The 24787-nt window shown below is 55.8% G+C and carries 19 protein-coding genes and 2 riboswitches; of the genes, 10 read left to right on the top strand and 9 right to left on the bottom strand.

Annotated features, from left to right (window positions below; translation table 11 throughout):
• Positions 1–38 precede the first annotated feature (38 nt).
• Positions 39–548, top strand: a complete 510-nt coding sequence (locus AC0KVQ_RS03930) for an outer membrane lipoprotein (RefSeq protein ID WP_473419820.1) — start codon at positions 39–41, stop codon at positions 546–548.
• Between the two features lie 61 nt (positions 549–609).
• Here the strand turns inward: AC0KVQ_RS03930 and metF are convergent, their stop codons facing one another.
• Together metF and ahcY are read right to left on the bottom strand one after the other, a co-directional pair.
• A complete protein-coding gene (gene metF, locus AC0KVQ_RS03925) occupies positions 610–1443 on the bottom strand; it encodes a methylenetetrahydrofolate reductase [NAD(P)H] (protein WP_473419819.1) in 834 nt (277 codons plus the stop codon).
• Between the two features lie 99 nt (positions 1444–1542).
• Positions 1543–2955 carry an adenosylhomocysteinase gene (gene ahcY, locus AC0KVQ_RS03920; protein WP_473419818.1) on the bottom strand — a complete coding sequence of 471 codons (1413 nt, stop codon included), beginning with the start codon at positions 2953–2955 and terminating at the stop codon, positions 1543–1545.
• Between the two features lie 78 nt (positions 2956–3033).
• A riboswitch (S-adenosyl-L-homocysteine riboswitch) is annotated at positions 3034–3101 on the bottom strand.
• A 273-nt stretch (positions 3102–3374) separates the two neighbouring features.
• Between ahcY and AC0KVQ_RS03915 the strand changes: the two genes are divergently transcribed.
• The 7 genes from AC0KVQ_RS03915 to pelG all read left to right on the top strand — a co-directional run bounded on the left by AC0KVQ_RS03915 (position 3375) and on the right by pelG (position 15575).
• On the top strand, positions 3375–6149 hold the full coding sequence (locus AC0KVQ_RS03915; protein WP_473419817.1) for a bifunctional glycoside hydrolase/polysaccharide deacetylase family protein: 2775 nt from the start codon (positions 3375–3377) through the stop codon (positions 6147–6149).
• 34 nt (positions 6150–6183) lie between these two features.
• The gene (locus AC0KVQ_RS03910; protein WP_473419815.1) at positions 6184–9789 is read left to right on the top strand and encodes a tetratricopeptide repeat protein; all 3606 of its coding nucleotides are present in this window, start codon (positions 6184–6186) and stop codon (positions 9787–9789) included.
• Between the two features lie 38 nt (positions 9790–9827).
• Positions 9828–10367, top strand: a complete 540-nt coding sequence (locus AC0KVQ_RS03905) for a hypothetical protein (protein ID WP_473419814.1) — start codon at positions 9828–9830, stop codon at positions 10365–10367.
• Entirely contained in the window at positions 10364–11695 is a 1332-nt protein-coding gene (locus AC0KVQ_RS03900) for a PelD GGDEF domain-containing protein (protein ID WP_473419813.1), read from the top strand. The genes AC0KVQ_RS03905 and AC0KVQ_RS03900 overlap by 4 nt, the downstream gene beginning before the upstream one ends.
• Before the next feature lie 136 nt (positions 11696–11831).
• Positions 11832–12683, top strand: coding sequence for a hypothetical protein (locus AC0KVQ_RS03895; RefSeq protein WP_473419812.1), 852 nt, complete (start codon positions 11832–11834; stop codon positions 12681–12683).
• Positions 12673–14205 (top strand): GT4 family glycosyltransferase PelF, encoded by a 1533-nt coding sequence (pelF, locus tag AC0KVQ_RS03890; RefSeq protein WP_473419811.1) that lies wholly within the window; start codon positions 12673–12675, stop codon positions 14203–14205. The genes AC0KVQ_RS03895 and pelF overlap by 11 nt, the downstream gene beginning before the upstream one ends.
• Positions 14205–15575, top strand: coding sequence for an exopolysaccharide Pel transporter PelG (pelG, locus tag AC0KVQ_RS03885; protein WP_473419810.1), 1371 nt, complete (start codon positions 14205–14207; stop codon positions 15573–15575). The genes pelF and pelG overlap by 1 nt, the downstream gene beginning before the upstream one ends.
• A gap of 59 nt (positions 15576–15634) precedes the next feature.
• Here pelG and metK read toward each other — a convergent pair whose 3' ends face one another.
• Positions 15635–16801 carry a methionine adenosyltransferase gene (gene metK / locus AC0KVQ_RS03880; protein WP_473419809.1) on the bottom strand — a complete coding sequence of 389 codons (1167 nt, stop codon included), beginning with the start codon at positions 16799–16801 and terminating at the stop codon, positions 15635–15637.
• Between the two features lie 160 nt (positions 16802–16961).
• Positions 16962–17028, bottom strand: a riboswitch (S-adenosyl-L-homocysteine riboswitch).
• A gap of 96 nt (positions 17029–17124) precedes the next feature.
• On the opposite strand from metK, the gene AC0KVQ_RS03875 reads away from it, so the two are divergent.
• On the top strand, positions 17125–17976 hold the full coding sequence (locus tag AC0KVQ_RS03875; protein ID WP_473419808.1) for a lysophospholipid acyltransferase family protein: 852 nt from the start codon (positions 17125–17127) through the stop codon (positions 17974–17976).
• The gene (locus AC0KVQ_RS03870; RefSeq protein WP_473419807.1) at positions 17973–18839 is read left to right on the top strand and encodes an LpxL/LpxP family acyltransferase; all 867 of its coding nucleotides are present in this window, start codon (positions 17973–17975) and stop codon (positions 18837–18839) included. Before AC0KVQ_RS03875 ends, AC0KVQ_RS03870 begins: the two co-directional genes overlap by 4 nt.
• Positions 18840–18911: 72 nt before the next feature.
• On the opposite strand, the gene ptsP is transcribed toward AC0KVQ_RS03870, so the two are convergent.
• The 6 genes from ptsP to gshA form a co-directional block, all read right to left on the bottom strand.
• Entirely contained in the window at positions 18912–20639 is a 1728-nt protein-coding gene (gene ptsP, locus AC0KVQ_RS03865; RefSeq protein WP_473419806.1) for a phosphoenolpyruvate--protein phosphotransferase, read from the bottom strand.
• Positions 20640–20718: 79 nt separating this feature from the next.
• Complete coding sequence (locus AC0KVQ_RS03860; RefSeq protein ID WP_473419805.1) at positions 20719–20991, bottom strand: HPr family phosphocarrier protein; 273 nt, start codon at positions 20989–20991, stop codon at positions 20719–20721.
• Between the two features lie 21 nt (positions 20992–21012).
• Positions 21013–21414 (bottom strand): PTS sugar transporter subunit IIA, encoded by a 402-nt coding sequence (locus AC0KVQ_RS03855; RefSeq protein WP_473419804.1) that lies wholly within the window; start codon positions 21412–21414, stop codon positions 21013–21015.
• An 82-nt stretch (positions 21415–21496) separates the two neighbouring features.
• A complete protein-coding gene (locus AC0KVQ_RS03850; RefSeq protein ID WP_473419803.1) occupies positions 21497–22525 on the bottom strand; it encodes an FAD:protein FMN transferase in 1029 nt (342 codons plus the stop codon).
• Entirely contained in the window at positions 22525–23472 is a 948-nt protein-coding gene (gshB, locus tag AC0KVQ_RS03845; RefSeq protein WP_473419802.1) for a glutathione synthase, read from the bottom strand. Before gshB ends, AC0KVQ_RS03850 begins: the two co-directional genes overlap by 1 nt.
• On the bottom strand, positions 23469–24770 hold the full coding sequence (gshA, locus tag AC0KVQ_RS03840; RefSeq protein WP_473419801.1) for a glutamate--cysteine ligase: 1302 nt from the start codon (positions 24768–24770) through the stop codon (positions 23469–23471). The genes gshB and gshA overlap by 4 nt, the downstream gene beginning before the upstream one ends.
• Positions 24771–24787: the final 17 nt, after the last annotated feature.

Here is a 24787-nt window from a genome sequence, read left to right as displayed (position 1 = left end):
TTTTATACTAAATATCAGTACAAACGGGAGAAATCCTCATGATTGAATTCAAATCTGCAATAGCTGCCCTCATTGCAACCACAGTTCTGGTCACTGGTTGTGTCACGCCGGATTCGGCCAATGTCTATAGCAAAAGTGAAATGCGCCGCCCGGCCAAGGTGCGGGCGGGGGTCATCGAACAGATCCGTCCGGTCAAGATGGAAGATGCCATGGGCATTGGTGCGGTCAGCGGCGCAGCGATTGGCGGAATTGCTGCCGGCAGCGGTATCGGCAAGGGTAGTGGCAGCCTGATCGCCGGTATCGCCGGCGCTCTGCTCGGCGGTATTCTCGGCGACAAGATCGAGCGTGGCGTGGTGCGCAAGGATGCGCTGGAAATCACCGTACGCATGCAAAATGGTGAGCGTCTGGTCATTGTCGAAGATGCCGACATCGCGCTCTACCAAGGTCAGGCCGTAGATGTGATCGATGACGGCAAGACTGCGCGCGTAGTGCCGGCAGCCATCCAGCCTTCTTCGCCACCGCTGGCGCCCAGCAAAACCAGCCTCTGATCAGATATCAAAAGCACAACGGGGCAGCGCGGGCCCCGTTGCAATTGGCTTGCCGGGTTAATCAATAACCAAGCCGCTGACAGATCGTCGAAACAGCACCGGCAGCATTGAGCGTATAAAAATGCAGACCGGGCGCGCCACCCGCCAGCAGGCGATCCGACAGATCCGTCATCACATCCAGCCCGAATGCCTTGATCGAGGCCGTATCGTCGCCATACGCCTGCAGACGCAAGCGCAGCCAACGCGGAATCTCGGCGCCGCACATATCCGAGAACCGTGCGAGCTGGCTGAAATTCTGGATTGGCATGATGCCCGGGTAGATCGGGATCGCCACACCACGCGCCGTTACTTCATCCACAAAACGGAAATAGGCATCGGCGTTGAAGAAATACTGCGTGATCGCAGTATCGGCACCGGCCTTGACCTTGGTAACAAAATTGTTGAGATCGGCCTCGGCAGACATGGCCTGCGGATGGAACTCCGGATAGGCACCGACCTTGATCGCAAACCAGTCGCCATATTCGGCACGCAGGAATTCGACCAACTCGCTCGCATAACGAAATTCGCCCAGATCGCCCACGCCGGAGGGGATATCCCCGCGTAGCGCGACAATCTGGCGAATGCCTTCCGCCTTGTAGAGATCGACCAGATCCTTGATCTTCTGGCGCGACGAAGAGACGCAGGTCAGGTGCGGCACGGCAGCAATGCCTTCGCGATGAATCTCCAGCACGGTATTCAGTGTGCCATCCTGCGTGGTACCGCCCGCACCGTAAGTCACCGAGAAATACTCTGGTCTGAACTGCGCCAGTTGCTGGCGGGTTGCGCGCAACTTGGCCGCCCCCTCCTCGGTCTTGGCCGGGAAAAATTCAAAACTGATGGGTTTTTTATCTGACATGTTCATGAACTCGGGAAAAAGTGAACATGTGAACGTGTGAACATGTGAACGCGCGAACCCTTGTTCACACGTTCACTGATTCACGGGTTCACTCGCCTTTTAATAACGGTAGTGCGCCGGCTTGTACGGACCTTCCTTCGGCACACCGATATAAGCGGCTTGCACATCAGAAAGCTCCGTCAGTTCAGCACCGATCTTTTTCAGGTGCAAACGCGCGACCATTTCGTCGAGCTTCTTCGGCAGCACATATACGCCGATCGGGTATTCAGCGGTCTTGGTGAAAAGTTCGATCTGCGCGAGTACCTGATTCGTGAACGAATTGGACATCACAAAGCTCGGGTGGCCGGTGGCGCAACCGAGGTTCACGAGTCGCCCCTCGGCCAGAATGATGATGCGACGGCCAGAGGGGAAGATCACATGATCGACCTGCGGCTTGATATTTTCCCACTGGTACTGGCGCAGGCTGGCAATTTCGATTTCGCTGTCGAAGTGGCCGATATTGCAGACGATGGCATTGTTGCGCATCTTCACCAGATGATCGTGTGTGATCACGCCAACGTTGCCAGTGGTAGTGACGAAGATGTCGGCCTTGTCGCAGACATCGTTCATGGTCACGACGCGGTAGCCTTCCATGGCAGCCTGCAGCGCGCAGATCGGATCAATTTCGGTCACCCAGACGGTGGCGCCCAGCCCGCGCAGTGATTGCGCACAGCCCTTGCCCACATCGCCATAACCCAGCACCACAGCGATCTTGCCGGCAATCATCACGTCGGTGGCGCGCTTGATGCCATCCACCAGCGATTCGCGGCAGCCGTAGAGGTTGTCGAACTTGGACTTGGTCACCGAGTCGTTGACGTTGATCGCCGGGAAAGCGAGCTTGCCTTGTTCGAACATCTGATACAGGCGATGCACGCCGGTGGTGGTTTCTTCGGTCACGCCCTTGATCGCAGCCAGACGCACCGAATACCAGGTCGGATCCTTGGCAATTTGCGCCTTGATCGCAGCGAACAGCACGGTTTCCTCTTCGCAGGTCGGATTGGCGACCACAGACAGGTCCTGCTCGGCGCGCGCACCCAGATGCAAGAGCAGCGTTGCGTCGCCGCCATCATCCAGAATCATGTTGGCATGCTCACCCGCCCATTCAAACGCACGGTGCGTGTAATCCCAATATTCTTCGAGCGATTCGCCCTTGTAGGCAAAGACCGGGATGCGCTCGGCCGCGATTGCAGCTGCTGCATGGTCTTGTGTCGAGAAAATGTTGCACGACACCCAGCGCACGTCGGCCCCCAGCGCGACCAGGGTTTCGATCAGTACGGCGGTCTGGATCGTCATGTGCAGCGAGCCCATGATGCGCGCACCCTTGAGAGGCTGGCTTTTCGCGAACTCTTCGCGAATGGCCATCAGGCCCGGCATTTCGGTTTCGGCAATGCGGATTTCCTTGCGGCCCCAATCGGCCAGAGCAAGATCGGCAACATGGAAATCGGTGAATTTGGATTCGACCACAGCGTTCATTGAACTCTCCTTGAACGAAGGGCCGGGAGGGGATCGGTTCAACTCACCTGATCCACCGTGCCCGGCACGGGGTTATTAGTCAGGTGAGCGCCGTTGTTGCTTCCGAGCCTCAGGCATGAAACTGCCCTGCAGCGCTCCTCGGTATCACGGAAATTCTAGCGATTACCAGGCCGATAATCCACCAAAAAATAAAAAGTCAATACCATTGACCAATAAAGCCGGGGAAATCACACAAAAAACCCTACTGGCATTCTTTCACAATTCCGAAGTTTACGGATACATGTTAGGATTCATTAACATTTAATTGACATATCCATTTGATTTTTCTGGCCATTAATAAATAATTACTTACTAATATACAACCCAGTGGAAATCGCTTAAAAATTACAAAAAACATTCAAAAATAGAAAGAATAAAGCATGCGAATGAAAAAATACGTGCTTACACTGCAGCATGCACTCCCACGAAGCCTCATCTTATTCGTTTATGGTTTGCTACTGTTGGCAGCCAATGTTCACGCGGCACCTAGTGTGGCCTTCCATTACGGAGCAACCCCGCCGACAGCGCAATTGAAACTGTTCGAGTGGGCTGTTGTTGAACCTGGCCACTTACCCAAACCACCCAAAGACACCCAAACCGTCTGGTTTGCTTACCTGAGCCTCGGCGAAGTCACTCCGGACCGCCCCTATGCTCAAAGCATTCCCACAGCATGGAAACAGGGGCGTAACACCGCCTGGAATAGCGTGGTCATTGATCAATCTGCGCCAGGTTGGCCGGATTTTGTGGTTGAGCAGATGGTAAAGCCATTATGGGAGAATGGTTACAGGGGATTCTTCCTTGACACGCTCGATTCCTGGCAAATCATCGCCAAGGATGAGCAGGCTCGCCAGCGCCAGATCGATGGATTGATCCGCACCATCGCAGCCATCAAGAAAAAGTATCCGCAAGTGCGCCTGATTGCCAATCGCGGATTCGAAACTCTGCCGCAGACTCATGCCTGGCTCGACGCCGTGGCATTTGAATCCTACTTCCAGGGCTGGAATCCAGAACAAAAGCGCTACCAGCCCGTATCCGAAGAAGATCGGCACTGGCTTGACAACCAATTGCGCCCGATTCGGGAGCAATACCGCCTGCCACTTATTGCAATTGATTATGCCCCGCCAAAAGATAAGGATTTGGCACGTGCCACAGCACGTAAGTTGCAAGCTGCCGGTTTCATTCCGTGGGTGAGCGATCCACGCCTGCAAACAATGGGTATCGGGCACCAAGAGGTATTACCCCGCAATGTGCTTATCCTGTATGACCGTCGAGACATGCCTCTACCGATCGAAGGCGCAGTGCAACATATCGCTACCATTCTGAACCATCTTGGCTATGGTCATCGTCTAGTCGATATAACGGAAGGTCTATCTCATCAAGAAGAAAACGAAGAGTACGCTGGAATCGTAAGTTTACTGGGAAGTGTAAACCTGCCGACTGGATTGCAATCCTGGCTAAAACTGCAGATCGACCAAGGGGTACATTGGGCCGCATTCAGCAGCTTTGGTGTCGAATTGTCGCCAGCATGGCAAGAGAAGTTACAACTAAAAACGAGCGGAAAATCCCTACAAACACAAGCTGTTACGGTAATAAAACAAGATGCCAATCTAATTTATGAGGCAGCATTACCTCCACTTAAACAGTCATTTGGGGATTTGGTCAGTAAAGAAAGCGGAGCGTTACTGGATCTGCAAAACAATCAAAATATTCGCTACCAGCCCGTAGCGATTACATCATGGGGAGGTTACGCACTTTACCCATATGTATTCAAGACCCTGCCAGATAATAGCAATCGTTGGGTAATCAATCCCTATGATTTTTTAGCCAAGGCACTGCGACTGGCTCCTGTCCCAGTGCCAGATAATACGACAGAAAACGGTCGGCGCATTTTGCTCTCCCATATCGACGGTGACGGCTTTGTCAGCGAAGCGGAAATTCCTGGCCGTCCACCCTCCGGAGAAGCCATGCTAAAAGAAATCCTGCAAAAATATCCAACCATGCCGATCACCGTATCGGTAATTGAAGGAGAAATTGGCTCAGAGGGGCTCTACCCAGAAAAATCAGCCTTGCACGAAAAAATTGCCCGGCGGATTTTTGCCTTATCCAATGTGGAAATTGCCAACCACTCCTTTTCACACCCCTTCAAATGGAAACAGGCAACACTTAGTGACAACAGTTCAGATTATCATTTAAAAATAACAAGTTATGACTTTGACTTGATCCGAGAAATCGAAAAAAGCACACACTACATTGACAGCAAACTAGCTCCTCCTGGCAAGAAAACCCAAGTATTCCTCTGGACCGGTGATTGCGACCCGCCCGAAGAAGCGATTGCTCTGACGCGCAGGCTCGGATTATTGAACATGAACGCTGGCAGCACCGTCATATCAAAAAGTGAACCGACGGTAACGGCTGTTGCGCCAATAGGTATGTACAAAGGTGAGGAATTACAGGTCTTTGCACCAAACCAGAACGAAAACGTCTATACGAACAACTGGACAGGCCCGTTCTATGGTTATCAGCGCGTGATAGAAACGTTTCAGATGACGGAAAGTCCACGTCGGCTCAAACCGATCAATATCTACTACCACATGTACAGTGCCAGCAAAACGGCTTCGCTCACAGCACTTAAACGTGTTTACGACTGGGCACTCGCCCAGCCTGTCACCCCCATGTTTGCATCTGAATATATCAAGCGCGCACAGGGCTTTTTCAGCATGCAACTAGCGCGCGGAACGGACGGTAAATTCCAGATTCGTGATGCTGGCGCCTTGAGAACCGTGCGTCTGCCGCTTTCTGCCGGTTATCCAGACCTCAAGCGCAGCCGCAATGTGGCGGGATTCCTTGATTCACAAGGTGTACGCTACATCCATCTAAGTGCCGGCGAAGCAGATCTGGCACTCAGGGAGAGTAAACCGACAACACCATACCTTGCCTATGCCAATGCCAAACTGGATAAATGGTCAATTCTTACTGATGGTTTGCAATTTTCGCTGCAAGGCTGGCAACCCTTGCGATTTGCATTGGGTCAAGCCAATGGATGCAGACTGACCATTGGCAATCAAATCATCTCAGGCCGCACTGACGGCGAACTTACCCATTTCGAGCTCAAACAGAATGTTGCGTCCGAGATCAAACTCACCTGCCAGCGCTAAACTGCGTCGCCGCGCCAAGCTAGCCGCACGTTGGATGCTCGTTCCTGTCGTACTATGCGCTGCACTGGGCATGCTCTGGCTGTTTCCGCGCGAAGAGGTCACTCGCGTTCAAGCGCTCGAACAAAAGAACGATCCTGTCGCCACCGACTACCTACGCGGGCTGCTCAAGCAGCATCCAGACGATGTCGAGGTTCGCAGCGAACTGGTTGAACGCGCCTTGCGTGCTGGCGATACCGTTCTTGCGCAAACACTGCTGTCCCCGCTCATGCAAACGGGAAATGGGTATCGGGCTCGAGCCATGAAGCACTTGGTAGACATCCTGGAAAGTCGGCTTGATCAAAACCAGACCGATACGCCGGACTATCTTCGCACCCAAATAGAGCTGCACAATGCGCTGATACCATTGCTCACGGCGGAAACACTGGCCGATATCGACCCAGAATGGTTACTGGCAAAAACCGGGCGATACCTGCCCGACCATCTGCCTGCGCTGTATCAAATGCTGGCAGACAGCGCGAACGGACGTGCCCCATACTGGCTGGAGCGGGCGGCGAAAGACGCACTGGCCTCGAGTCATTATCGCGAGGCTGCTACTGCCTATTTCCAGGCCCAGAAAGCAAGCCGGGATCCTGCCCACCGCAAGCATTACTTCCTGGAAGGCCTCAAAACGCTGCAAAGTGGCCAACTGCTGCAAGATGCCTTGACCATAGCCAAGCAGCAGGAAGCTGAATGGGAAAATGACCGCGATGTCATGCTCTATCTGGTCAAATTATCAAGAGCAGCAGGAGACAATGTCGCGGCAGAACGTTATGTCAGGCGCTTACTTCAGCTAACCCTGCTTGAGCAGGTTGGCCCCAGACTGCAACAGGCGAACTGGCAGCCCGGAAGCCAGTTGACCCGATCCGAAGCCACCAGACTGCCAACCGCGCCATTCGACGACGAAATCTACACACTGGCCTACGATGTATTTGTCAGCAATCAGAAACTCGATGATGCCATGGCTGTAGCCATCGTTGCCTTGCAGCAATTGCCGAGTCGGCCTGACTGGATACGGCGACTGGCCCAAGCGGCAGAGTGGGGCCAACAACCTGCGGAAGCCCTCGCAGCATGGCGTGAACTAGCCACGAGGTTCCACGATGAAAAAGGCTGGGAGGGCATGGCGAGGCTGGCGCCAAGCCTGCTGGCCGACGAAGACATGCTACTGATCTGGCGGCGACAAGCCGCACATCGCACCCTGGATTCAAAAGAACTGCGTGAGATTCAGAGCATTTACGAGCATCTGGCTCGCCCATTGGAGGGAGCTGCCTTTTTCGAACAGCAGTTCGCAAGCCAACCTCAGCCACAATTGCTGGAACAGGCCGCCTATCTGCGTCAGAGCATAGGCGATATCGAAGGGACATTGGCCAACTACAAGCTGCTTGCCCACACCTATGGCCCTCGTCCGAATTGGGCACTGATCGAAGCGTCGATCCTGTACGCACGGGATGCACAACAAGAGGCACTGAATGCACTCAAGGCGGCAGAATCGACAGCCACGATAAAGGATGCCGACTTCTGGCGTATCCTCGGGGATCTGGCCTGGAACCTCGATCAGCGCGATACGGCACTGAAGGCTTACCGTCAACGCCAGCAGGCCGAGGATTGGCAGCGTATCGACATGGATCGTCTGCTGAGTCTGCTTGAGGCGGAACAAACCGAAGAGCGCTTGGCGGTCAGCCGTGCCGCGTGGATAAAAACCGGCAATGTCAATTATCTGACCGTAGCATTGGGCATCCTGCTCGAGCGACAGCAAACCGCTGCCACGAGGGAATTGCTGGCCGCCATGACCGCCAATCAGCAGCAGGAAGCCAGCCAAAACAGTGGGTTTCTGGCATTGCGGGCCAGATATCACATTCTGGCAGGCAATCGCAGACTGGCAGTTGCCGACCTCAACCACGCACACAGACTATCTCCGCAGCCGGAACTGAAAGCCAGCCTGATCTGGATGCTGATCGACGGCCGCGACGCCGCTGCACTGCAGGATATTTTGCTGCAGTGGGAGTCATTCGCTGGCCAGGATGTGGGGTTGGCGACAGCTGTGGCTGCTGGATGGCAGGCACTGGGCAATACCGAGCGAGCCCTCTTCTGGTCCCGGCAACTGCTGGCAGGTCATGAAAGCGATCCAGCCTGGCTGGTTGACTATGCCGATCTCGTCGAACAATCTGGCCAAGCCGATATGGCATGGCGGATTCGTCGACATGCATGGTTGAAATTGCGTGGAGAAAAACCCGTCGATATCGATACCCTGCAGCGGCAATTGCGACTTTCCCTCGCGATGGAACCGGTCGACGCTGGTGAAAAGCGCTTGTTCCAGGCCGTGCTCGCCGGCACATCGGTGTTACCCGGCTCAGCCACACCGGAGCAAGATGCCACCCTCATCAACGAGCTGGCTTATGCCTGGCACATGGGTCAAGACGATGATAGTAGGGCACGTTTCTGGTACTGGCGTCGCTATGCACAAAAACTGACAGACCCAGCCTATCTGGCATTGCGCGCAGCCAGTTTGCGGGAAGATCGCGCCACGCAGCAAAAGCTGCTTGGGGATGGCGCCGTGGCAATTCAGCCTGCCGACCATGTTGTTGCTGCAGAGGAAACGGGGGCACACAGGCTGGCCCAGTCACGCGCTTGGCAGGCCATGGAAGGCTCGCCTGCAAATGACAACCTGCACAGCCAGATGCAGGATATGATCCTGGCCAGTCCACGCGATCAGACCGGATTGCATAGCGAATATCAGTCAGGAGAGCTTTCGGGGTGGCACCACACCGTTTCCAACCAACTTGTGCTTTCTGGCGCCAACAGCTTGAATCTCGAGATCGCCGCCGCGCCGCAGCAGCAGTACTTTCGCCACACGCAAAATTCACGCAATGCAGTACTTAGCCTTTCTTCGCAAAAAGAAACCGGCAACAGCTTAAAGCTGGCTGTAGGACAACATTGGGGCAAGGAAGCCTACCGCAGCCTCGCGCTCTCTGGAGAGGATGATTTCGGCAATTGGCAGTTCGGCTGGCTAGCAGGCTGGAACACCCCGGTCAACGACAATACCGTGCTTTCCCTGGCCGGCATGCAGCGCGAGCTATCACTGGCCACGACCTACAACATTCGGCAAAACCTTGACTCCCGCCTGCGAGTGTCACGCGCCTGGATACTGGGTCAAGGCAATGAATCCCTGGGTGGTCGCAAACAGCTTGATCTCAGCATTAACTGGAACAGTCGGGACAAAGGCGGCTACTCACTATCGCTGTATGGCCAGCGAGCCAACTACCAACCGAAATTGGACCAAATATTGCCGGCTTATGCAGACCTTGTCCCGGATGCCGACCAACTGCCGCGGGCCAATGACCTGCTTCCCCAAAGCTATGGCAGGATCGGCCTGACCGTGGGTCACGGACTTGCCTATCAGGAAGGCTACACCCGCGCTTGGCGGCCCTTCTGGAGCGCCACGCTTGGCCACCAGACAATCAGCAAGATGGAAACCGCATGGCAACTGGGCATTGCCGGCAGTCTGTTCGGCAATGACCATCTTGCGATTTACGGTGGCCGATCCTTACTGAAAAGCGGGGGCAACAACAGCTTTGGCGGCATCTTTTACCAATGGTTTTATTGAAGTCATTCTGCAATCCCTACAATACGGAGTCCTACCTCATGACCCAACTGCTGCAACGTATATGTGTGTTCGTACTATGTGCCGCGCTGAGCGCCTGCGCTGTTGTCGATATTTCCGAATCCAGCAGCGAAAAGTTATCACCGACGGCACGCTGGGCCTTGCTCCCGGTACTTAACCATACGGAAACACCACAAGCCGGCTTGCGTGCGGAAACGATCCTGGTTCCGCTGCTGCATCAGCGCGGGATCGGCAATCTGGCAATTTATCCAGCCAGCCTCAATCGTGACAGCCTGCTGGCCGGCAACGAACAGGCCACTCAGGAAGAGGCCAAACGCTGGGCACGCGAGCAGGGATTTAACTACGCCATCACAGGCAGTATCGATGAATGGCGCTACAAGGTCGGGGTCGATGGAGAGCCAGCTGTAGGCATGAGCCTGCTGGTATGGGATCTGGCACGTGACCAGATCATCTGGAGTGCCGTTGGAGGCAAGGCCGGCTACAGCCGCGAAGCGGTCTCTGCAGTAGCCCAGAAACTGATGCGCGATCTGACCATCCGCGTGCCCCTGGCTGAAAAATGACAGTGAACAAGGCCGATAAATTATTGCAGTGGGTATTCGCCACGCCAGTTGATCCCGGCAGCACATATTGGCAATGGATCGAGGCAATGCTGATACCGACACTGGCACTGACTTTGGCAGCGCTTTTCCAGCCAGAAAACCCTTATTTTCTGGGACATGGCTTCCATTGGCCATGGCTGGCACCATTATTGATTGCACTACGCTATGGCACATTCACCGGCTTGGCCTCTGCTGGTGTATTACTGCCTGCCTGGCCACTGCTGGGTAGCGAGGGCAGTTTTCCCTATACCTACTTTCTTGGTGGATTCATCCTGACCATGATTGCAGGGGAATATGGCAGCCAGTGGCGCACTCGCATCCGGCGTGTGAACGAGCTCAATCACTATCTGGAAGAGCGCATCGAGCAGCTGGCAAGACGTCATCATCTACTGCGACTTTCCCATGAACGGCTGGAAACAAATTTGATCAGCCGCCCCGTGACCTTGCGCGATGCACTGGCCCAACTCACAGCATTGCTGAAGGAACGCAAGGACAATACGCCACTTCCTGTCGCGCAACAGTTTCTGACTTTTCTGTCACAAATCTGCCAGTTCGAGCAGGCCGCCATCTTTGAACATGTGGGAGGGAGTCTGCAACCGGCACCAGTCGCAATTATTGGAAGCAGCGATAACTACCCGCTGGAAGACCCCTTGATAGTCTATGCAATCAAACGCAAATTGCTGTGCCATGTACAGAGTTTGGATACGGAAAGTGGGGACAGCCATCTCTTGCTGGCATTGCCATTAGTTACCAGTACAGGGCAGATTCGCGGCGTGCTGGCAGTGCGTCAAATGCCGTTTTTTGCTTTCACGGAAGATGCACTGCAGATGCTGGCCGCACTTGGCATCTATTATGTCGAGCGTATCGTCATCCAGGAAGTGGCCGAACCCATTCTGGAAATCATGCCGGATTGCCCACCCGACTTTGCCTACGAAGCCTTCAAACTGCAGCGGGTACAGCGAGAAACCGGCATCACCAGCGCCATTGTCGTGCTGGTATTCCGTTCCGGCACACATCAGCAGAAAGCCTATGAGCTGGTCCGAAAACAGCAACGCAGTCAGGATATGGTCTGGCATCTTCAACTGGACAGTAAACGGGTGATGGTCACACTCATGCCACTCAGTCCGCTGAGTGCAGTGGAGGGCTACCTGTCGCGGATCGAAAACCTGCTACAGAGTCATCTTGGACTCGATCTGGAACGCGCAGGCATCGAACTGTTCCAAGTGGATATTGCGCAACCTGCTGGGCTATTGCTGCTTCAAGACGTACTGAGGCGCAACCGTGATTAAAGTTATCCTGCTGGCAGCCAGCCTGCTCGTCCTTGAATCTGCCTTGCTGTTCCTTGGATTGCAGCACCCTGCAACGATCACATTTTCGGTTCTCCTGGGGCTGCACACACTGCTTTGTCTTTTCTGCACAGTACTCATGCACAAAATGTTGCCGGATAACTGCCGCGAACCTCACCGTGCAGTGATGGGGCTTTTATTCGCTATGGCATTTTTTTTGCCGGTTGCGGGCAGTGTGGCATTGTGGCTGATTCTGCATACGATCCAGCGTTGGCCTGCCGAGGCCGAGCAAGGCGAGTTCCGTGCCATTGTCCCCCCGGAATTTGCTCTGCAAGGCGATCATCTGCAGGTGCGTTTCGGCGCCGGCGGAGTCAGGGCGCGCTTGGCAGATCGACAGGCCCCCTCGGAAAGCCGGCTGGAGGCTCTGCTTGCGATCAAGGCCATGCCGCAGCGCTTGTCCAGTTCGATCCTGCGTTCATTGCTCGACGACCCAGAAGAAGATCTGCGATTACTGGCCTATGGCATGCTCGATAACGAAGAGAAAAACATCAACGAACAGATTAATCTGGCACTGAATGAATACCGTGCAGCGACGGACGAAAAAACGGAAATTGCTCGCAGGCTGGCCTTCCTGTATTGGGAGTTGGTCTACCAGAACCTGGTCACCGGAGACGTACGCCTTTACGCCCTGCAGGAAGCCCAGCGCTATGCTGACGAAACACTGGCAACCGCACCACAGGATGCGGGAATCTGGGTGCTACGAGGCAAGATCCGCAGCGCGAAGGCCGACTGGGATGGGGCACACGAAGATCTCCTGCAAGGTCAGCGTTTGGGTTTTCCTGCGACCCGACTGACTCCCTATCTCGCGGAGCATGCTTTCCGACAACGTCACTTTGACGAAGTCAAAGACCTGCTCAAATCCATGGACTCACTTGCCGTTGGCGACGTGATGCACCCTGTCATCCGTTTCTGGACAAAACATGAAGACTGATACGCCTGCCATCGATATTCTCCTTCTGCTTGAGGGCACCTTTCCCTATGTCAGCGGCGGCGTATCCAGTTGGGTAAACCAGATCATCCGGGGATTTCCCGAGTTGCAATTTGGTGTAATTTTTCTTGGCAGCCGTCGCCAGGATTATGGCGAGATGAAATATGCGCTCCCGGAAAACCTCGTGCATTTCGAAGAACATTACTTGCACGATGCGCAACAGGCGGCACAGGTACGCGCATGCGATGCCGATCCGGAAGTGATGGACGCGGTCAAATCGGCACATCGCTTCTTCCAGAGCGATATATCCGATCCAGCCAATCCGAATGGATATCAACCCATGCTGGATCATCTGGTAGGAGGCAAACTGACACGCGAGGTATTCCTGCACAGCGAAAGCGCTTGGAAACACATCTGCGGACAGTATCGAAGCCGCTCTACCGACCCGTCATTCGTCGACTATTTCTGGACGATCCGAGCCATGCACGCTCCGATCTGGCTATTGAACGATATCGCCACCAATGCGCCTGCTGCACGCATGTATCACACCGTTTCTACCGGTTATGCGGGCCTGCTAGGCGCCTTGCTCAAAAGACGTACCGGCAGGCCGCTGCTGCTATCCGAGCATGGCATCTACACCAAAGAACGCAAGATCGACTTATTCCAGAGCGAATGGATCAAGGACAACCGCAACATTTTCCAGCGGGAATCCACGCAGATCAGCTATTTTCGGCAGCTATGGATACGTTTTTTTGAAATGCTCGGACATGCCTGTTATCAGGCATCCGATCATATCGTGGCCTTATACGAAGCCAACCGCCAGCGCCAGATCCGCGATGGAGCGCCAGCAGAAAGAACCTGCAATATCCCGAATGGTATCGACCTGCCACGCTTCGCAGCCTTGCGCGAGCAACGTCCGTCAACACCACCCAAAGTTATCTGTCTGATTGGACGCGTGGTACCGATCAAGGATATCAAAACTTTTATCCGGGCGATGCGTACTGTTGTCAACCAGATGCCCGATGCACAAGCATGGATCGCTGGACCTGAAGACGAAGCACCCGAATACGCTGAAGAATGCCGCAATCTGGCCGTGAGCCTGGGTCTGTCCGATCATGTGAAATTTCTTGGCTTCCAGAAAATCGACGCGCTGATGCCACAGATCGGACTCGTTGTATTGAGTTCGATCTCCGAAGCGTTACCGCTGGTGCTGCTGGAGGGCTTTGCTGCCGGGGTGCCAGCTGTCAGCACTGATGTCGGCTCATGCCATCAATTGATTTTCGGGCTGAACGATGAAGACCGGGCACTCGGTGCAGCCGGTCGTGTGGTGGGCGTTGCCGATCCCCAGGCGCTAGCTGCGGCAACCATTGAACTGCTCGGCAGCGAACAGGCATGGCAAAAGGCCCAGGCTGCCGGAATCGCAAGGGTGGAGCGCTATTACACCCACCCCCACATGTTTGACGCCTACCGCAAACTATATCGACACGCCATGGAACACTCCTCCGAAAAACAGGAAACCAACTGATGGCTGGCATCGGATTCGAGCTGCGCAAATTGCTGCGCAAAGAAAGCTATCTGGGTCTGCTGCAGGCCTATGTTTATGCAGGCGTCATTAGCTCTGGCCCATGGATTCTGTCAATTATCGGCGTACAACTGATCGGGCTTTTCAGTCTGGCGGTGGTCATACCCCAAGCGGCGGTTCAACAGTTCCAAGTTTCCGTGACCTATCTGCTGGCATTCAGTCTGATCCTGACCGGGCCATTGCAGCTCTCATTTACACGCTATGTTGCTGACCGGCTTTTCGAAGGTAGGGATGACAGCATCGTTCCCAACTTCATGGGAGCACAGCTGATCACAACGCTGATAGCAGGCGTGCTGGGAAGCCTGATCTGCCTGAGCCTGTTTGCAGATCGTACTTTGGGTTATCAGCTGTTGATGCTGGTTGGCTTCGTACTGCTCTGCCTGATCTGGATCTCAACCATTTTTCTTTCAGGACTCAAGCAATACACCACGATTGTATGGATCTTTGCGCTGGGTTACGGCACTACGGTTTGCACCGCACTACTTTGGCGCCCGTGGGGCCTGACCGGCCTGCTGTCAGGATTTGTACTGGGTCATTTCCTGATGCTATGCGGCCTGTGGTATCTGATCTTGCGCCATTATCCGATCCGTTGCCTGGTTGCCTTCGATTTCCTGCAGCGCGGCCGCATGTATGCAACTCTGATCTGGACCGGTCTTTTCTACAACCTTGCCATCTGGCTGGACAAACTGATGTTCTGGTATGCACCAGAAACCAGCCAGCAGGTCATCGGCCCGTTACGCGCATCACCCATCTACGACCTACCCATTTTTCTTGCTTATCTTTCAATCATCCCTGGCATGGCCGTTTTTTTGGTACGAATCGAGACAGACTTTGTCGAATACTATGAACGCTTCTACAACGCGGTACGCGAAGGCGGATCGCTCGATCTGATTGAAAGCCACCGCAACGAGATGGTTTTTGCAATCCGGCAAGGTCTGGGTGAAATCATGAAGATCCAGGGCATTACCATCCTTATCGTATTCGTTCTGGGCAAACAACTCCTGCAATGGCTGGGAATTTCTCCGCTGTATCAACAGCTGCTGTATATCGATCTGATCGCGGCCAGCCTGCAGGTACTGTTCCTGGCCATTCTGAATATCTTTTTCTATCTGGACAAACGTCCCTTGGTTCTGCTTTTGACAGGTCTATTTGTACTCGGCAACGGCGTGCTGACCTGGGCATCCATTGCGATGGGACCGAATTGGTACGGTTATGGTTTTGCCTTGTCACTACTGATCGTGGTCTGTGCCGGCTTGATCCTGCTCAGCGAAAAACTGGAAAAGCTGGAATACGAAACCTTCATGCTTCAGTAACCATCATCCGAAACAAAAAGGGAGCACGCAGCTCCCTTTATTGACTTGCCAACAGACAATTACAATCCAGCATCTGCCCGCAGTTGCTCGACCTTGTCAGTACGTTCCCAGCTGAAATCCGGCTCTTCACGGCCGAAGTGGCCATATGCTGCGGTGCGCGTATAGATCGGGCGCAGCAGGTCGAGTTCCTGGATGATGCCCTTCGGGCGCAGGTCAAAGTTGCGCTTGATCAGTTCGACAATCTCTTCGTTACTGAATTTGCTGGTGCCCCAGGTATCGACCATGATCGACACCGGCTTGGCCACACCAATTGCGTAGGCCACCTGCACCTCGCATTGCTTGGCGATACCGGCGGCGACGATGTTCTTGGCCACGTAGCGGCCAGCATAGGCAGCCGAGCGGTCGACCTTGGATGGATCCTTGCCGGAGAAGGCTCCACCGCCATGCGGGGCCGCGCCACCGTAGGTATCAACGATGATCTTGCGCCCGGTCAGGCCGCAATCGCCCATCGGGCCGCCGATCACGAAACGACCGGTCGGGTTGACCAGGTATTTCGGGTTCTTCATCCATTCTCTGGGCATGACCGGCTTGATGATCTCCTCGATCACCAGCTCGGACAGTTGCGCATGGCTGATGTCCGGATGGTGCTGAGTGGAAAGCACCACGGTATCGACTTCCAGCACCTTGCCGGTCTCGGCATCGTACCGTAGCGTAACTTGCGATTTGGCGTCCGGGCGCAGCCATGGCAGGCGCCCATCCTTGCGCAGCTCAGATTGACGCTGTACCAGACGGTGGGCGTAATAGATCGGTGCCGGCATCAGCTGTGGCGTTTCATCACAGGCATAGCCAAACATCAAGCCCTGGTCACCGGCACCCTGCTCGAGATCCAGCCCCTGGCCTTCGGTCACACCTTGGGCAATATCGGGGGATTGCTTGTCGTAGGCCACCAGCACGGCGCAGGTTTTGTAATCAAAACCGATATCGGAGCTATCGTAGCCAATGCGCTTGATCGCATCGCGTGCGATCTGGATGTAATCAACATTTGCCGTGGTGGTAATCTCGCCTGCCAGTACAACCAGACCGGTATTGACCAGCGTTTCTGCGGCCACGCGCGCATGCTTGTCCTGACTGAGAATGGCATCCAGAATCGCATCGGAAATCTGGTCTGCCACTTTGTCCGGATGGCCTTCGGAAACCGATTCAGACGTAAACAGAAAATCTTTCATTGCCTTTGTTCCTTGTTCAAACTCCCGCCCATCACAAGATGTGCGAGATCTGGCACAGCGTGCCACTGCCAGCTTAAGCAGAAGTTGGACTGGATATGCGTCCGGAAATTCATGACACGCATCACGTCCCACTTTTCACAATAATGCTTAAAAAGAAGCCGAGACGTGAGCGCCGTTGTTTGAAGCCAAGCCTGGCGGGGAATCCCGTCGCAGCGCCCCTTGGCAAGAGATTATTATAACGTGTTTTTCCGGCAGTTACAGACAGAGAACAGTGTTTGCTGCCGCTTGCGTTACAATATCCGGTTTGAATTTCCGACCCTGCCATGTTGCGCTTAGGCAAACTGCTCTCCCGACTTCCGATTCCGCTACTGCAGGCATTGGGGGCAATCCTTGGCTGGCTGGTCTGGCTTTGCTCGTCCCGTCATCGTCGCCTTCTGGCCGCCAATCTGGCGCAGAGCGGTTTGAATGCCCCGCTCTCGACCTGCATTACCCATCAGGGTGTCAGTGCATTGGAAATGTTTGCCCACTGGCTGCGCCCGATTCCGGATCTTTTGCCATTGGTAACCGAGCGCCACGGCTGGGAGCATGTGGAAGCCGCACTCGCGAGCAGGCGGCCACTCATTTTCATCACGCCGCATCTGGGTGCGCTCGAAATGAGTGGCGTATGTGTCGCGGGCTGGGTGGACCGCAAGATGGCCCCCCTCTATCGCCCCCCCAAACAGGCATACCTCGAACCGCTGATGGTCGCTTCGCGCAGCCGCAGTGGTGCCGAGCCTGCACCGGCCAATTCGGCAGGGGTACGCATCCTGTTGCGAAATCTCAAGCAGGGTGGTGTCACCTTTATCCTGCCCGACCAGACTCCGGGCAATGGTGATGGCGTCTGGGCGCCATTCTTCGGCCGGCTTGCCTTTACCATGACCCTGATTTCCCGCGTAGCAGTCAGTACCGATGCCATTATCCTGTGCTGCCATACCGAGCGCCTGGGATTCAGCGGGAAATATCGTTTTTCGGTACGGCCTATGACCGGGGAATTCAACGGTGATCCAGCGCATGATGCGGCCTTGCTGAACCAGAACATGGAAGAGTTGATCCGGCAGAACCCGGGCCAGTACCTGTGGAGCTATAACCGTTACAAGCAACCCGCCGGCGCGCCCGAACCAGGAGAAAACCCGTGAAAGTCCGATTGTTTTCCGCCCTGTTCTGGTTGCTGCACTGGCTGCCTTTCCCCTTGTTGCGCATCAAGGGTGCCCTGCTGGGCGAGTTGCTTTTTCTGCTGATGAAGCGCCGCCGTAATATCGGTTTACGCAACCTGCAGCTGTGCTTCCCGGACTGGAATGCTGACAAGCATCGTAGCGTGCTGCGCCGGCATTTTCGCGAAATGACGGCAGGTCTCCTGGGTTACGGCATCCTGCTGCATGGATCGGCCAAGCGGATTGAGCGCTTGGTGCAGCGCGAAGGTGTCGAGCATTTCGATGCGGCAGCCACGCAAGCGCCGGTGATCATGCTGGCACCACACTTTCTGAGCATTGATTTCGGCGGCATCCGCCACACCATCGACTACGGCGGCGCCAGCATGTACTCGGCACAACGCGTGGGGACCTTCGATCAACTACTGCTGCGTGCACGCGGTCGCTTCAAAAATCCGCTGCTGATTAAGCGCAGCGACGGCATCCGCCCCTGCGTGCGGGCGCTCAAGGAAGGTCGCTGCTTCTATTACCTGCCTGATCAGGACCTCGGCCCACGCGAATCCATCTTCGCGCCGTTCTTTGGCATTCCGACCGCCACCACGCCGGCGCTTTCGCGCCTGGCACAGATGGCGCGCGCCAAGGTCGTACCGATGGTGACCGAGATGACTTCGACTGGATTCGTGCTGCGCTACTATCCGGCCTGGGACGACTTCCCCTCCGAAGATATCCACGCCGATACCGCCCGCATGAATGCGTTCATCGAAGAACGCGTACGCGAGCTGCCATCGCAATACTACTGGTTGCATCGCCGCTTCAAGACCAGGCCGGAAGGCAGCCCATCGCTTTATTGAGCATGTGACTGGCAAACAAAAACGGCACGCGGATTTCTCCGGTGCCGTTTTTTGAGAGATAGAATCACTTGATCAGCTATTGAGCTCTGCCAGCAGATCTCGCATCTGTTCGCTATCCTCGGCGGCCAGCATGCGTTCCACCAGCGGCCGGATCTTGCCCATGTCCGCAGAGAGCAATTGTTGCTTCACCTTCAGCAACTGGATCGGCAGCATCGAGTAGCGGCGCAAACCCAGGCCGAGCAACAGGCGCGACAGTTGCGGATCGCCCGCCATTTCACCGCACATCGCCACCGGCTTGCCCATGCGATCGGCCGTAGCAATCACATGTCCGATCAGCGCCAGTACCGCCGGGTGCAGCGGATCATACAGATGCGAAACCGTATCGTCGGTGCGGTCAATCGCCATGGTGTACTGGATCAGATCGTTGGTGCCGATCGAGATGTAATCAAGATGAGTCAGAAATTTGGCCACGGAAACCGCCGCCGCCGGGGTTTCGATCATGCCACCCAGTTCGATGAAATCATCGAACGGAATGCCTTCCTCGCGCAATTGCGCTTTCACTTCGGCAATATGTCGCTGTGTGGCGCGCACCTCTGATAGCTGCGAGAGCATCGGCAGCAGCAGCTTGATCTGGCCATAAGCGGAAGCACGCAGGATCGCGCGCAACTGCGTGCGGAAAAGCTGCGGTTCGGCCAGGCACAGGCGAATCCCGGTCAACCCCAGGGCCGGGTTCTGCGATGGGCTTTCCTGCTGCCACTTGGCCACCTTGTCCTTGCCCAGATCAAGGGTACGAATCACCACCGGACGGCCATCGAGCATCTGCACTACCTTGCGGTACGCCTCGAACTGTTCATCCTCGGTGGGTAACTCTTCCTTGCTCAAAAACAGGAATTCCGAGCGGAACAGACCAATGCCGGTGGCGCCGTACTCCAGTGCATCCTCGGTATCATCCGGCAGCTCGATATTGCCGAACAGCTCGACCTCGATCCCGTCACGCGTCACCGGCTTGCTCAGGCGGATATCGAGCAGCGCCTTCTGCTTGCCGATCCACTCCTCGCTACGGGCACGATATTCAGCCAGGACACGTTCATCCGGATCAACGACAATGACCCCGTTGACCCCGTCGACGATGATCAGCTCACCTTCCTGGATCAACTCCCGGGCATGGCGCAATGCCAGCACGGAAGGCAAATCGAGACTGCGCGCCAGAATCGCGGTATGTGATGTCGGGCCGCCAACATCGGTAATGAAGGCCAGATAGCGTGAATCCTTGAACAGCACGATATCGGCCGGCGACAGATCATGTGCCACCAGAATGCAATCGCCGCCGCATTCGGCATGCAGGTGTACGTTGCCATCCTGCCCTGCCAGGGTCTTCTGAACCCGTTCGACCACCTGAATCACATCGGCACGTCGCTCGCGCAGGTATTCATCCTCGATCTCGTCGAACTGGTCCAGCAGCACTTCCAGCTTCTGTTGCAACGCCCATTCGGCATTACTGTGCTCGCTGCGAATCAGTTCAATCGGATCATGCGAGAGCGCCTGGTCATTGAGCAGCATGATATGCAAGTTCAGGAATGCCCCCAGTTCGGCCGGAGAATTCTCGGGCAGCCCGATACTCAGTGCTTCGAGCTCCTTGCGGGTGCGGTGGATCGCTTTTTCAAAGCGTTCGATTTCCGCAGCGACCTCTTCCTGAGGTATCCGGTAGTGGGCAATCTCGATATTCGTCCGCGTGATCACCCGGGCATGCCCAATGGCGATCCCTCCGCCGATACCGATCCCTTGCAGCGTGATACTCAATTTCCTCTCCTCATTTCGCTCCTTGCCGGAGCCAACCGGCTTCCCTCTGACGGAGAAATTCACCGGTCAAGTTTCTGCTTTACTCGCCTTCGCCAAATTTGTCTGCCACCAGCGCAGCCAGTGCAGCCAAAGCATCATCCTCATCCGGACCATCGAAAGTTTCGATGCTGATCTTGCTGCCCTTGCCTGCAGCCAGCATCATCACGCCCATAATGGATTTGGCATTTACCCTGCGCTGACCACGCGATACCCAGACCTCACACTCATACTGGGTGGCCAATTGGGTGAATTTGCTTGAGGCCCGCGCATGCAGTCCCAATTTGTTGACGATTTCCACTTCCTGCACTGGCATTGCAACATTCCTGTCTGTTTTTTACTGTTCTGTATTGGCCGGGGTCATGTAAAGCACCCCTTCGAGCCCGCCGGTAATGGCTTTGCTCACCACGACTTCCAGCGGCTGATGGCAATAGGTCAACGCGCGCACCAGCATGGGCAGATTGACGCCAGCCACCGCTTCGATACGTCCTGGCTGAATCAGGCGACCGGCCACATTGGAGGGCGTGCCACCGTAAATGTCGGTCAACAGCAATACGCCGGAACCATCATCCAGGCCGGCACAAATCTGGCGCGCACGTTCCAGCACTTCGTCCGGATCATCGGCCTTGCTGACCGCCAGATGCGCCAGATTGGGTACATCACGCTGCATGATATGCCGGGCACACGCCAACAAGGCGTCGCCCAACATGACATGAGTAACGATGACAATGCCTACCATGAATATCCCGCTCGCTGCAAAAGCTGAATTGGCAGTAATGATATACCGAAACGGCCAATAACCAAGGCGGGAAACTGCCGGATTACTGAATCACATCAATCCTGCCGGGCTTTTCCAGCCAGCTGGTACGCCGGGACATCGATGCCGTCACTGCCACCCGTCCCTGCGCATCGACCAGCAACACATCCTTCACCCCGAAACGCGCGGCAAAATGCGGGGTGCTCGCCTCGCCGGCGATGAAAATCGGCTTGGTCGTCACGTCCGACAGCGTACCGGCATGTTCGCCCGGCGGCGCAATCACGGTTGCCGCCTGCAAGACTTCAGCCGGCTGGCCATTACGCGGATCAATCAGGTGCGCATAGCGCTTGCCATTTTTTTCAAAAAACCGCTGGTAATCGCCGGAAGTACCGATCGCTTCACCATCCTGCAATGCAATGGTCGCCATCGCCGCCGGCTTGCGCGGGTGCTGCAGGCCAACCTTCCATGCCTCGCCATCCTTGCTGCCCAGCGCCATAACGTTGCCGCCGATATTGATCAAGGCATTGTGGATACCACGTGCGCGCAATATGGCCGCCACACGATCAAGCGCCCAACCCTTGGCGAACCCGCCCAGATCCAGCGACACCGCCTTGTTGCGACTGGATACACTATCCTTGCCGATTTGCAGATCGGCCATCGACGGCCTGGCCTGCAACAGCTGCTGCAACGCGGCCGGATCAGGCGTCACCGGCTCGAAGGTATCGCGGTGGAAACCCCACAGCGCCACCAGTTGCCCCACTGCCGGATTAAAGAGATTGTCGGCGCGTTGCGCATAATCTGCCGCCATCAGCAGCATGCCGCGCAACTCTTCGTCCACGGGAGCGGACTGCCCCTGAGCGAAAGCGTCATTGAGACGGGTGACGGCAGAAGGCCGCCAGGCATGCAGCTTGGCGTGCAGGCGATCGAGCTCGGCCAGTGCCTCGCTGCTGGCCTGCTGCGCCAGACGCTCGTCCACGCCCCAGATCGACAGCACGACTCGTGTACCAAAGACATAGCTTTCCTGCTGGTACAGCCTGGGCTTGGAGCAGCCGGACAACAACACCAACAGCAGGATCGCCAGCAGTTTGCGCATCAGGCGGCCTGGCGCTCGACGGCATCAATGAACAGACCGGCCACATTGATGCCGGAAGCTGCGCTGATTTCCTGGAAACAGGTCGGGCTGGTCACATTCACCTCGGTCACGTAATCGCCAATGATATCCAGGCCTACCAACAGCAAACCTTGTGCCAGCAATTGCGGCCCGAGTGCCTCCGCGATTTCCCGATCACGCACGGAGAGTGGCCTTGCCACGCCGGTACCGCCAGCAGCCAGATTGCCACGTGTTTCGCCCGCTTTCGGGATGCGCGCCAGACACCAGTCAACCGGCTTGCCGTCGATGATCAGCACCCGTTTGTCGCCCTCGACAATTTCCGGAATGAAACGCTGCGCCATGATGGTGCGCGTTCCGTTGGCCGACAGCGTTTCGATGATCGAGCCGATGTTGGGATCATCGCCGCGCAAACGGAAGATCCCCATCCCGCCCATGCCATCGAGCGGCTTGAGAATGATGTCGCCATGCCCGGCCAGAAACGCGCGAATATCATCTTCCTGCTGCGTAACCAGCGTTGGCGCGGCAAACTCCGGGAAGCGCAGCACGGACAATTTCTCGTTGAAATCGCGCAGGGCCTGTGCGGAGTTGAACACTTTCGCCCCGTGCATCTGCGCCAGACTGAGCAGATGCGTCGCGTACAGATACTGCTGATCGAACGGCGGGTCCTTGCGCATGATCACGGCTGAAAAATCCGTCAGCACCACATTGGCGTAATCCCCCTCTTCGTACCAGTCGTGACCATATTGGGTTTCGGTAAACGATAGCGGCGCTGCCTGCATCTGCACCCTGCCCGTATTGACATGCAAGGTTTGCACCTGCGCAGTCCAGACCTCGTGCCCACGCGCAGCGGCTTCGCGCATCATGGCGTAACTCGAATCCTTGTAGATCTTCAGCTGCGGCAAGGGATCGATGATGAACAGGAACTTCATGCCAGCGCCTCTTCCGGCGAGACCAGATGCTCGGTCTGCTCCAGCTCCAGCGAACTGGCCAGCAAGGCCAACCGCGCCACCACACCATAGGAATAGAATCGATTGGCCTGGCAATCCGGGCGGCCATCACAATCCGGCGTATTCGACGGCGTGGCAAACGCCAGCGGCACGAAATGCATGCCCGGCGCATTCAGGTTTTCGTCCGGACCACGCCCGGTGTGCACGCGATAGAAGCCCCCCACCACGAAGCGATCGATCATATAGATCACCGGCTCGGCCACGGCAGCATTGATCTGCTCGAAGGTCGGCACCCCTTCCTGCACGATCACTTCCGACACCTCCAGCCCTTCCTTGACCACCGACATCTTGTTGCGTTGCTTGCGATTGAGCCCGAGCACGTCATCCGGCGATTTCACGCTCATCACGCCCATGCCATAGGTGCCGGCATCGGCTTTCACAATCACGAACGGCTGCTCATCAATGCCATGTTCGGCATACTTGACGCGGATTTTTGCCAGCATGTCCGACACCGTATCGGCCAGTTGCTGTTCGCCCTCGCGCGCATGGAAATCCAGCCCGGAAACACCAGAGAAATAGGGATTGATCACCCAGGGATCGATGCCGATCAAGCTGGCGAAATCATTCACCACTTCGTCATAGGCAGCAAAATGGCGCGTCTTGCGCCGCACGGCCCAGCCAGCCTGCAGCGGTGGCAGCAGTGTCTGGTCGATGCCTTGCAGCAGAGTTGGGATGCCTGCGGAAAGGTCATTATTGAGCACGACCACACAAGGATCGAAATCAGCCAGCTTCACGCGATTACCCTCGCGCAGCACCGGCTCCAGCGTCAGGCAACCGCCATCGGGCAGATCGAAACGCGTCGGTTGCGTAATTTCAGGGTTGATCGTACCGATTCGCACCACGATGCCGGCCTGACGCAGAATGCGTGCAATCGCCGACACGTTTTGCAGGTAGAACAGGTTGCGCGTATGGTTTTCCGGGATCAACAACAGGCGCCGCGCATCCGGACAAAAGCCTTCCAGCGCCATCATCGCCGCTTGTACGCACAGTGGATGGAAATCCGGATTCAGATTGTTGAATCCGCCCGGAAACAGGTTCATATCGACCGGAGCCAGCTTGAAACCGGCGTTGCGCAGATCAACCGAACCATAAAACGGCGGGGTATGTTCCTGCCACTGGTTGCGGAACCAGTGTTCGATTTCGGGCAGTGAACATAGGATTTTTCGTTCCAGATCATGCAGAGGGCCGGACAGGGCCGTGGTGAGGTGAGGCACGCTCATGATGGGTTCCAGCGGGT

This window comes from Formivibrio sp. oc-25 (assembly GCF_055810895.1).
The sequence above is the reverse complement of the archived record's forward strand: the minus strand, read 5'-3'. Positions and strand labels throughout refer to the sequence as shown.

Bases quoted from the DNA above. Each gene is read 5' to 3' on its own strand.
- AC0KVQ_RS03860 (WP_473419805.1), bottom strand. From the start codon at position 20,991: ATGCCAGTGCAGGAAGTGGAAATCGTCAACAAATTGGGACTGCATGCG.
- AC0KVQ_RS03905 (WP_473419814.1), top strand. From the start codon at position 9,828: ATGACCCAACTGCTGCAACGTATATGTGTGTTCGTACTATGTGCCGCG.
- gshB (WP_473419802.1), bottom strand. From the start codon at position 23,472: ATGAAGTTCCTGTTCATCATCGATCCCTTGCCGCAGCTGAAGATCTAC.
- pelF (WP_473419811.1), top strand. From the start codon at position 12,673: ATGAAGACTGATACGCCTGCCATCGATATTCTCCTTCTGCTTGAGGGC.
- pelG (WP_473419810.1), top strand. From the start codon at position 14,205: ATGGCTGGCATCGGATTCGAGCTGCGCAAATTGCTGCGCAAAGAAAGC.
- AC0KVQ_RS03895 (WP_473419812.1), top strand. From the start codon at position 11,832: ATGCACAAAATGTTGCCGGATAACTGCCGCGAACCTCACCGTGCAGTG.
- gshA (WP_473419801.1), bottom strand. From the start codon at position 24,770: ATGAGCGTGCCTCACCTCACCACGGCCCTGTCCGGCCCTCTGCATGAT.
- metK (WP_473419809.1), bottom strand. From the start codon at position 16,801: ATGAAAGATTTTCTGTTTACGTCTGAATCGGTTTCCGAAGGCCATCCG.
- AC0KVQ_RS03875 (WP_473419808.1), top strand. From the start codon at position 17,125: ATGTTGCGCTTAGGCAAACTGCTCTCCCGACTTCCGATTCCGCTACTG.
- ahcY (WP_473419818.1), bottom strand. From the start codon at position 2,955: ATGAACGCTGTGGTCGAATCCAAATTCACCGATTTCCATGTTGCCGAT.
- AC0KVQ_RS03910 (WP_473419815.1), top strand. From the start codon at position 6,184: ATGCTCGTTCCTGTCGTACTATGCGCTGCACTGGGCATGCTCTGGCTG.
- AC0KVQ_RS03900 (WP_473419813.1), top strand. From the start codon at position 10,364: ATGACAGTGAACAAGGCCGATAAATTATTGCAGTGGGTATTCGCCACG.
- metF (WP_473419819.1), bottom strand. From the start codon at position 1,443: ATGTCAGATAAAAAACCCATCAGTTTTGAATTTTTCCCGGCCAAGACC.
- AC0KVQ_RS03915 (WP_473419817.1), top strand. From the start codon at position 3,375: ATGCGAATGAAAAAATACGTGCTTACACTGCAGCATGCACTCCCACGA.
- AC0KVQ_RS03850 (WP_473419803.1), bottom strand. From the start codon at position 22,525: ATGCGCAAACTGCTGGCGATCCTGCTGTTGGTGTTGTTGTCCGGCTGC.
- AC0KVQ_RS03930 (WP_473419820.1), top strand. From the start codon at position 39: ATGATTGAATTCAAATCTGCAATAGCTGCCCTCATTGCAACCACAGTT.
- AC0KVQ_RS03855 (WP_473419804.1), bottom strand. From the start codon at position 21,414: ATGGTAGGCATTGTCATCGTTACTCATGTCATGTTGGGCGACGCCTTG.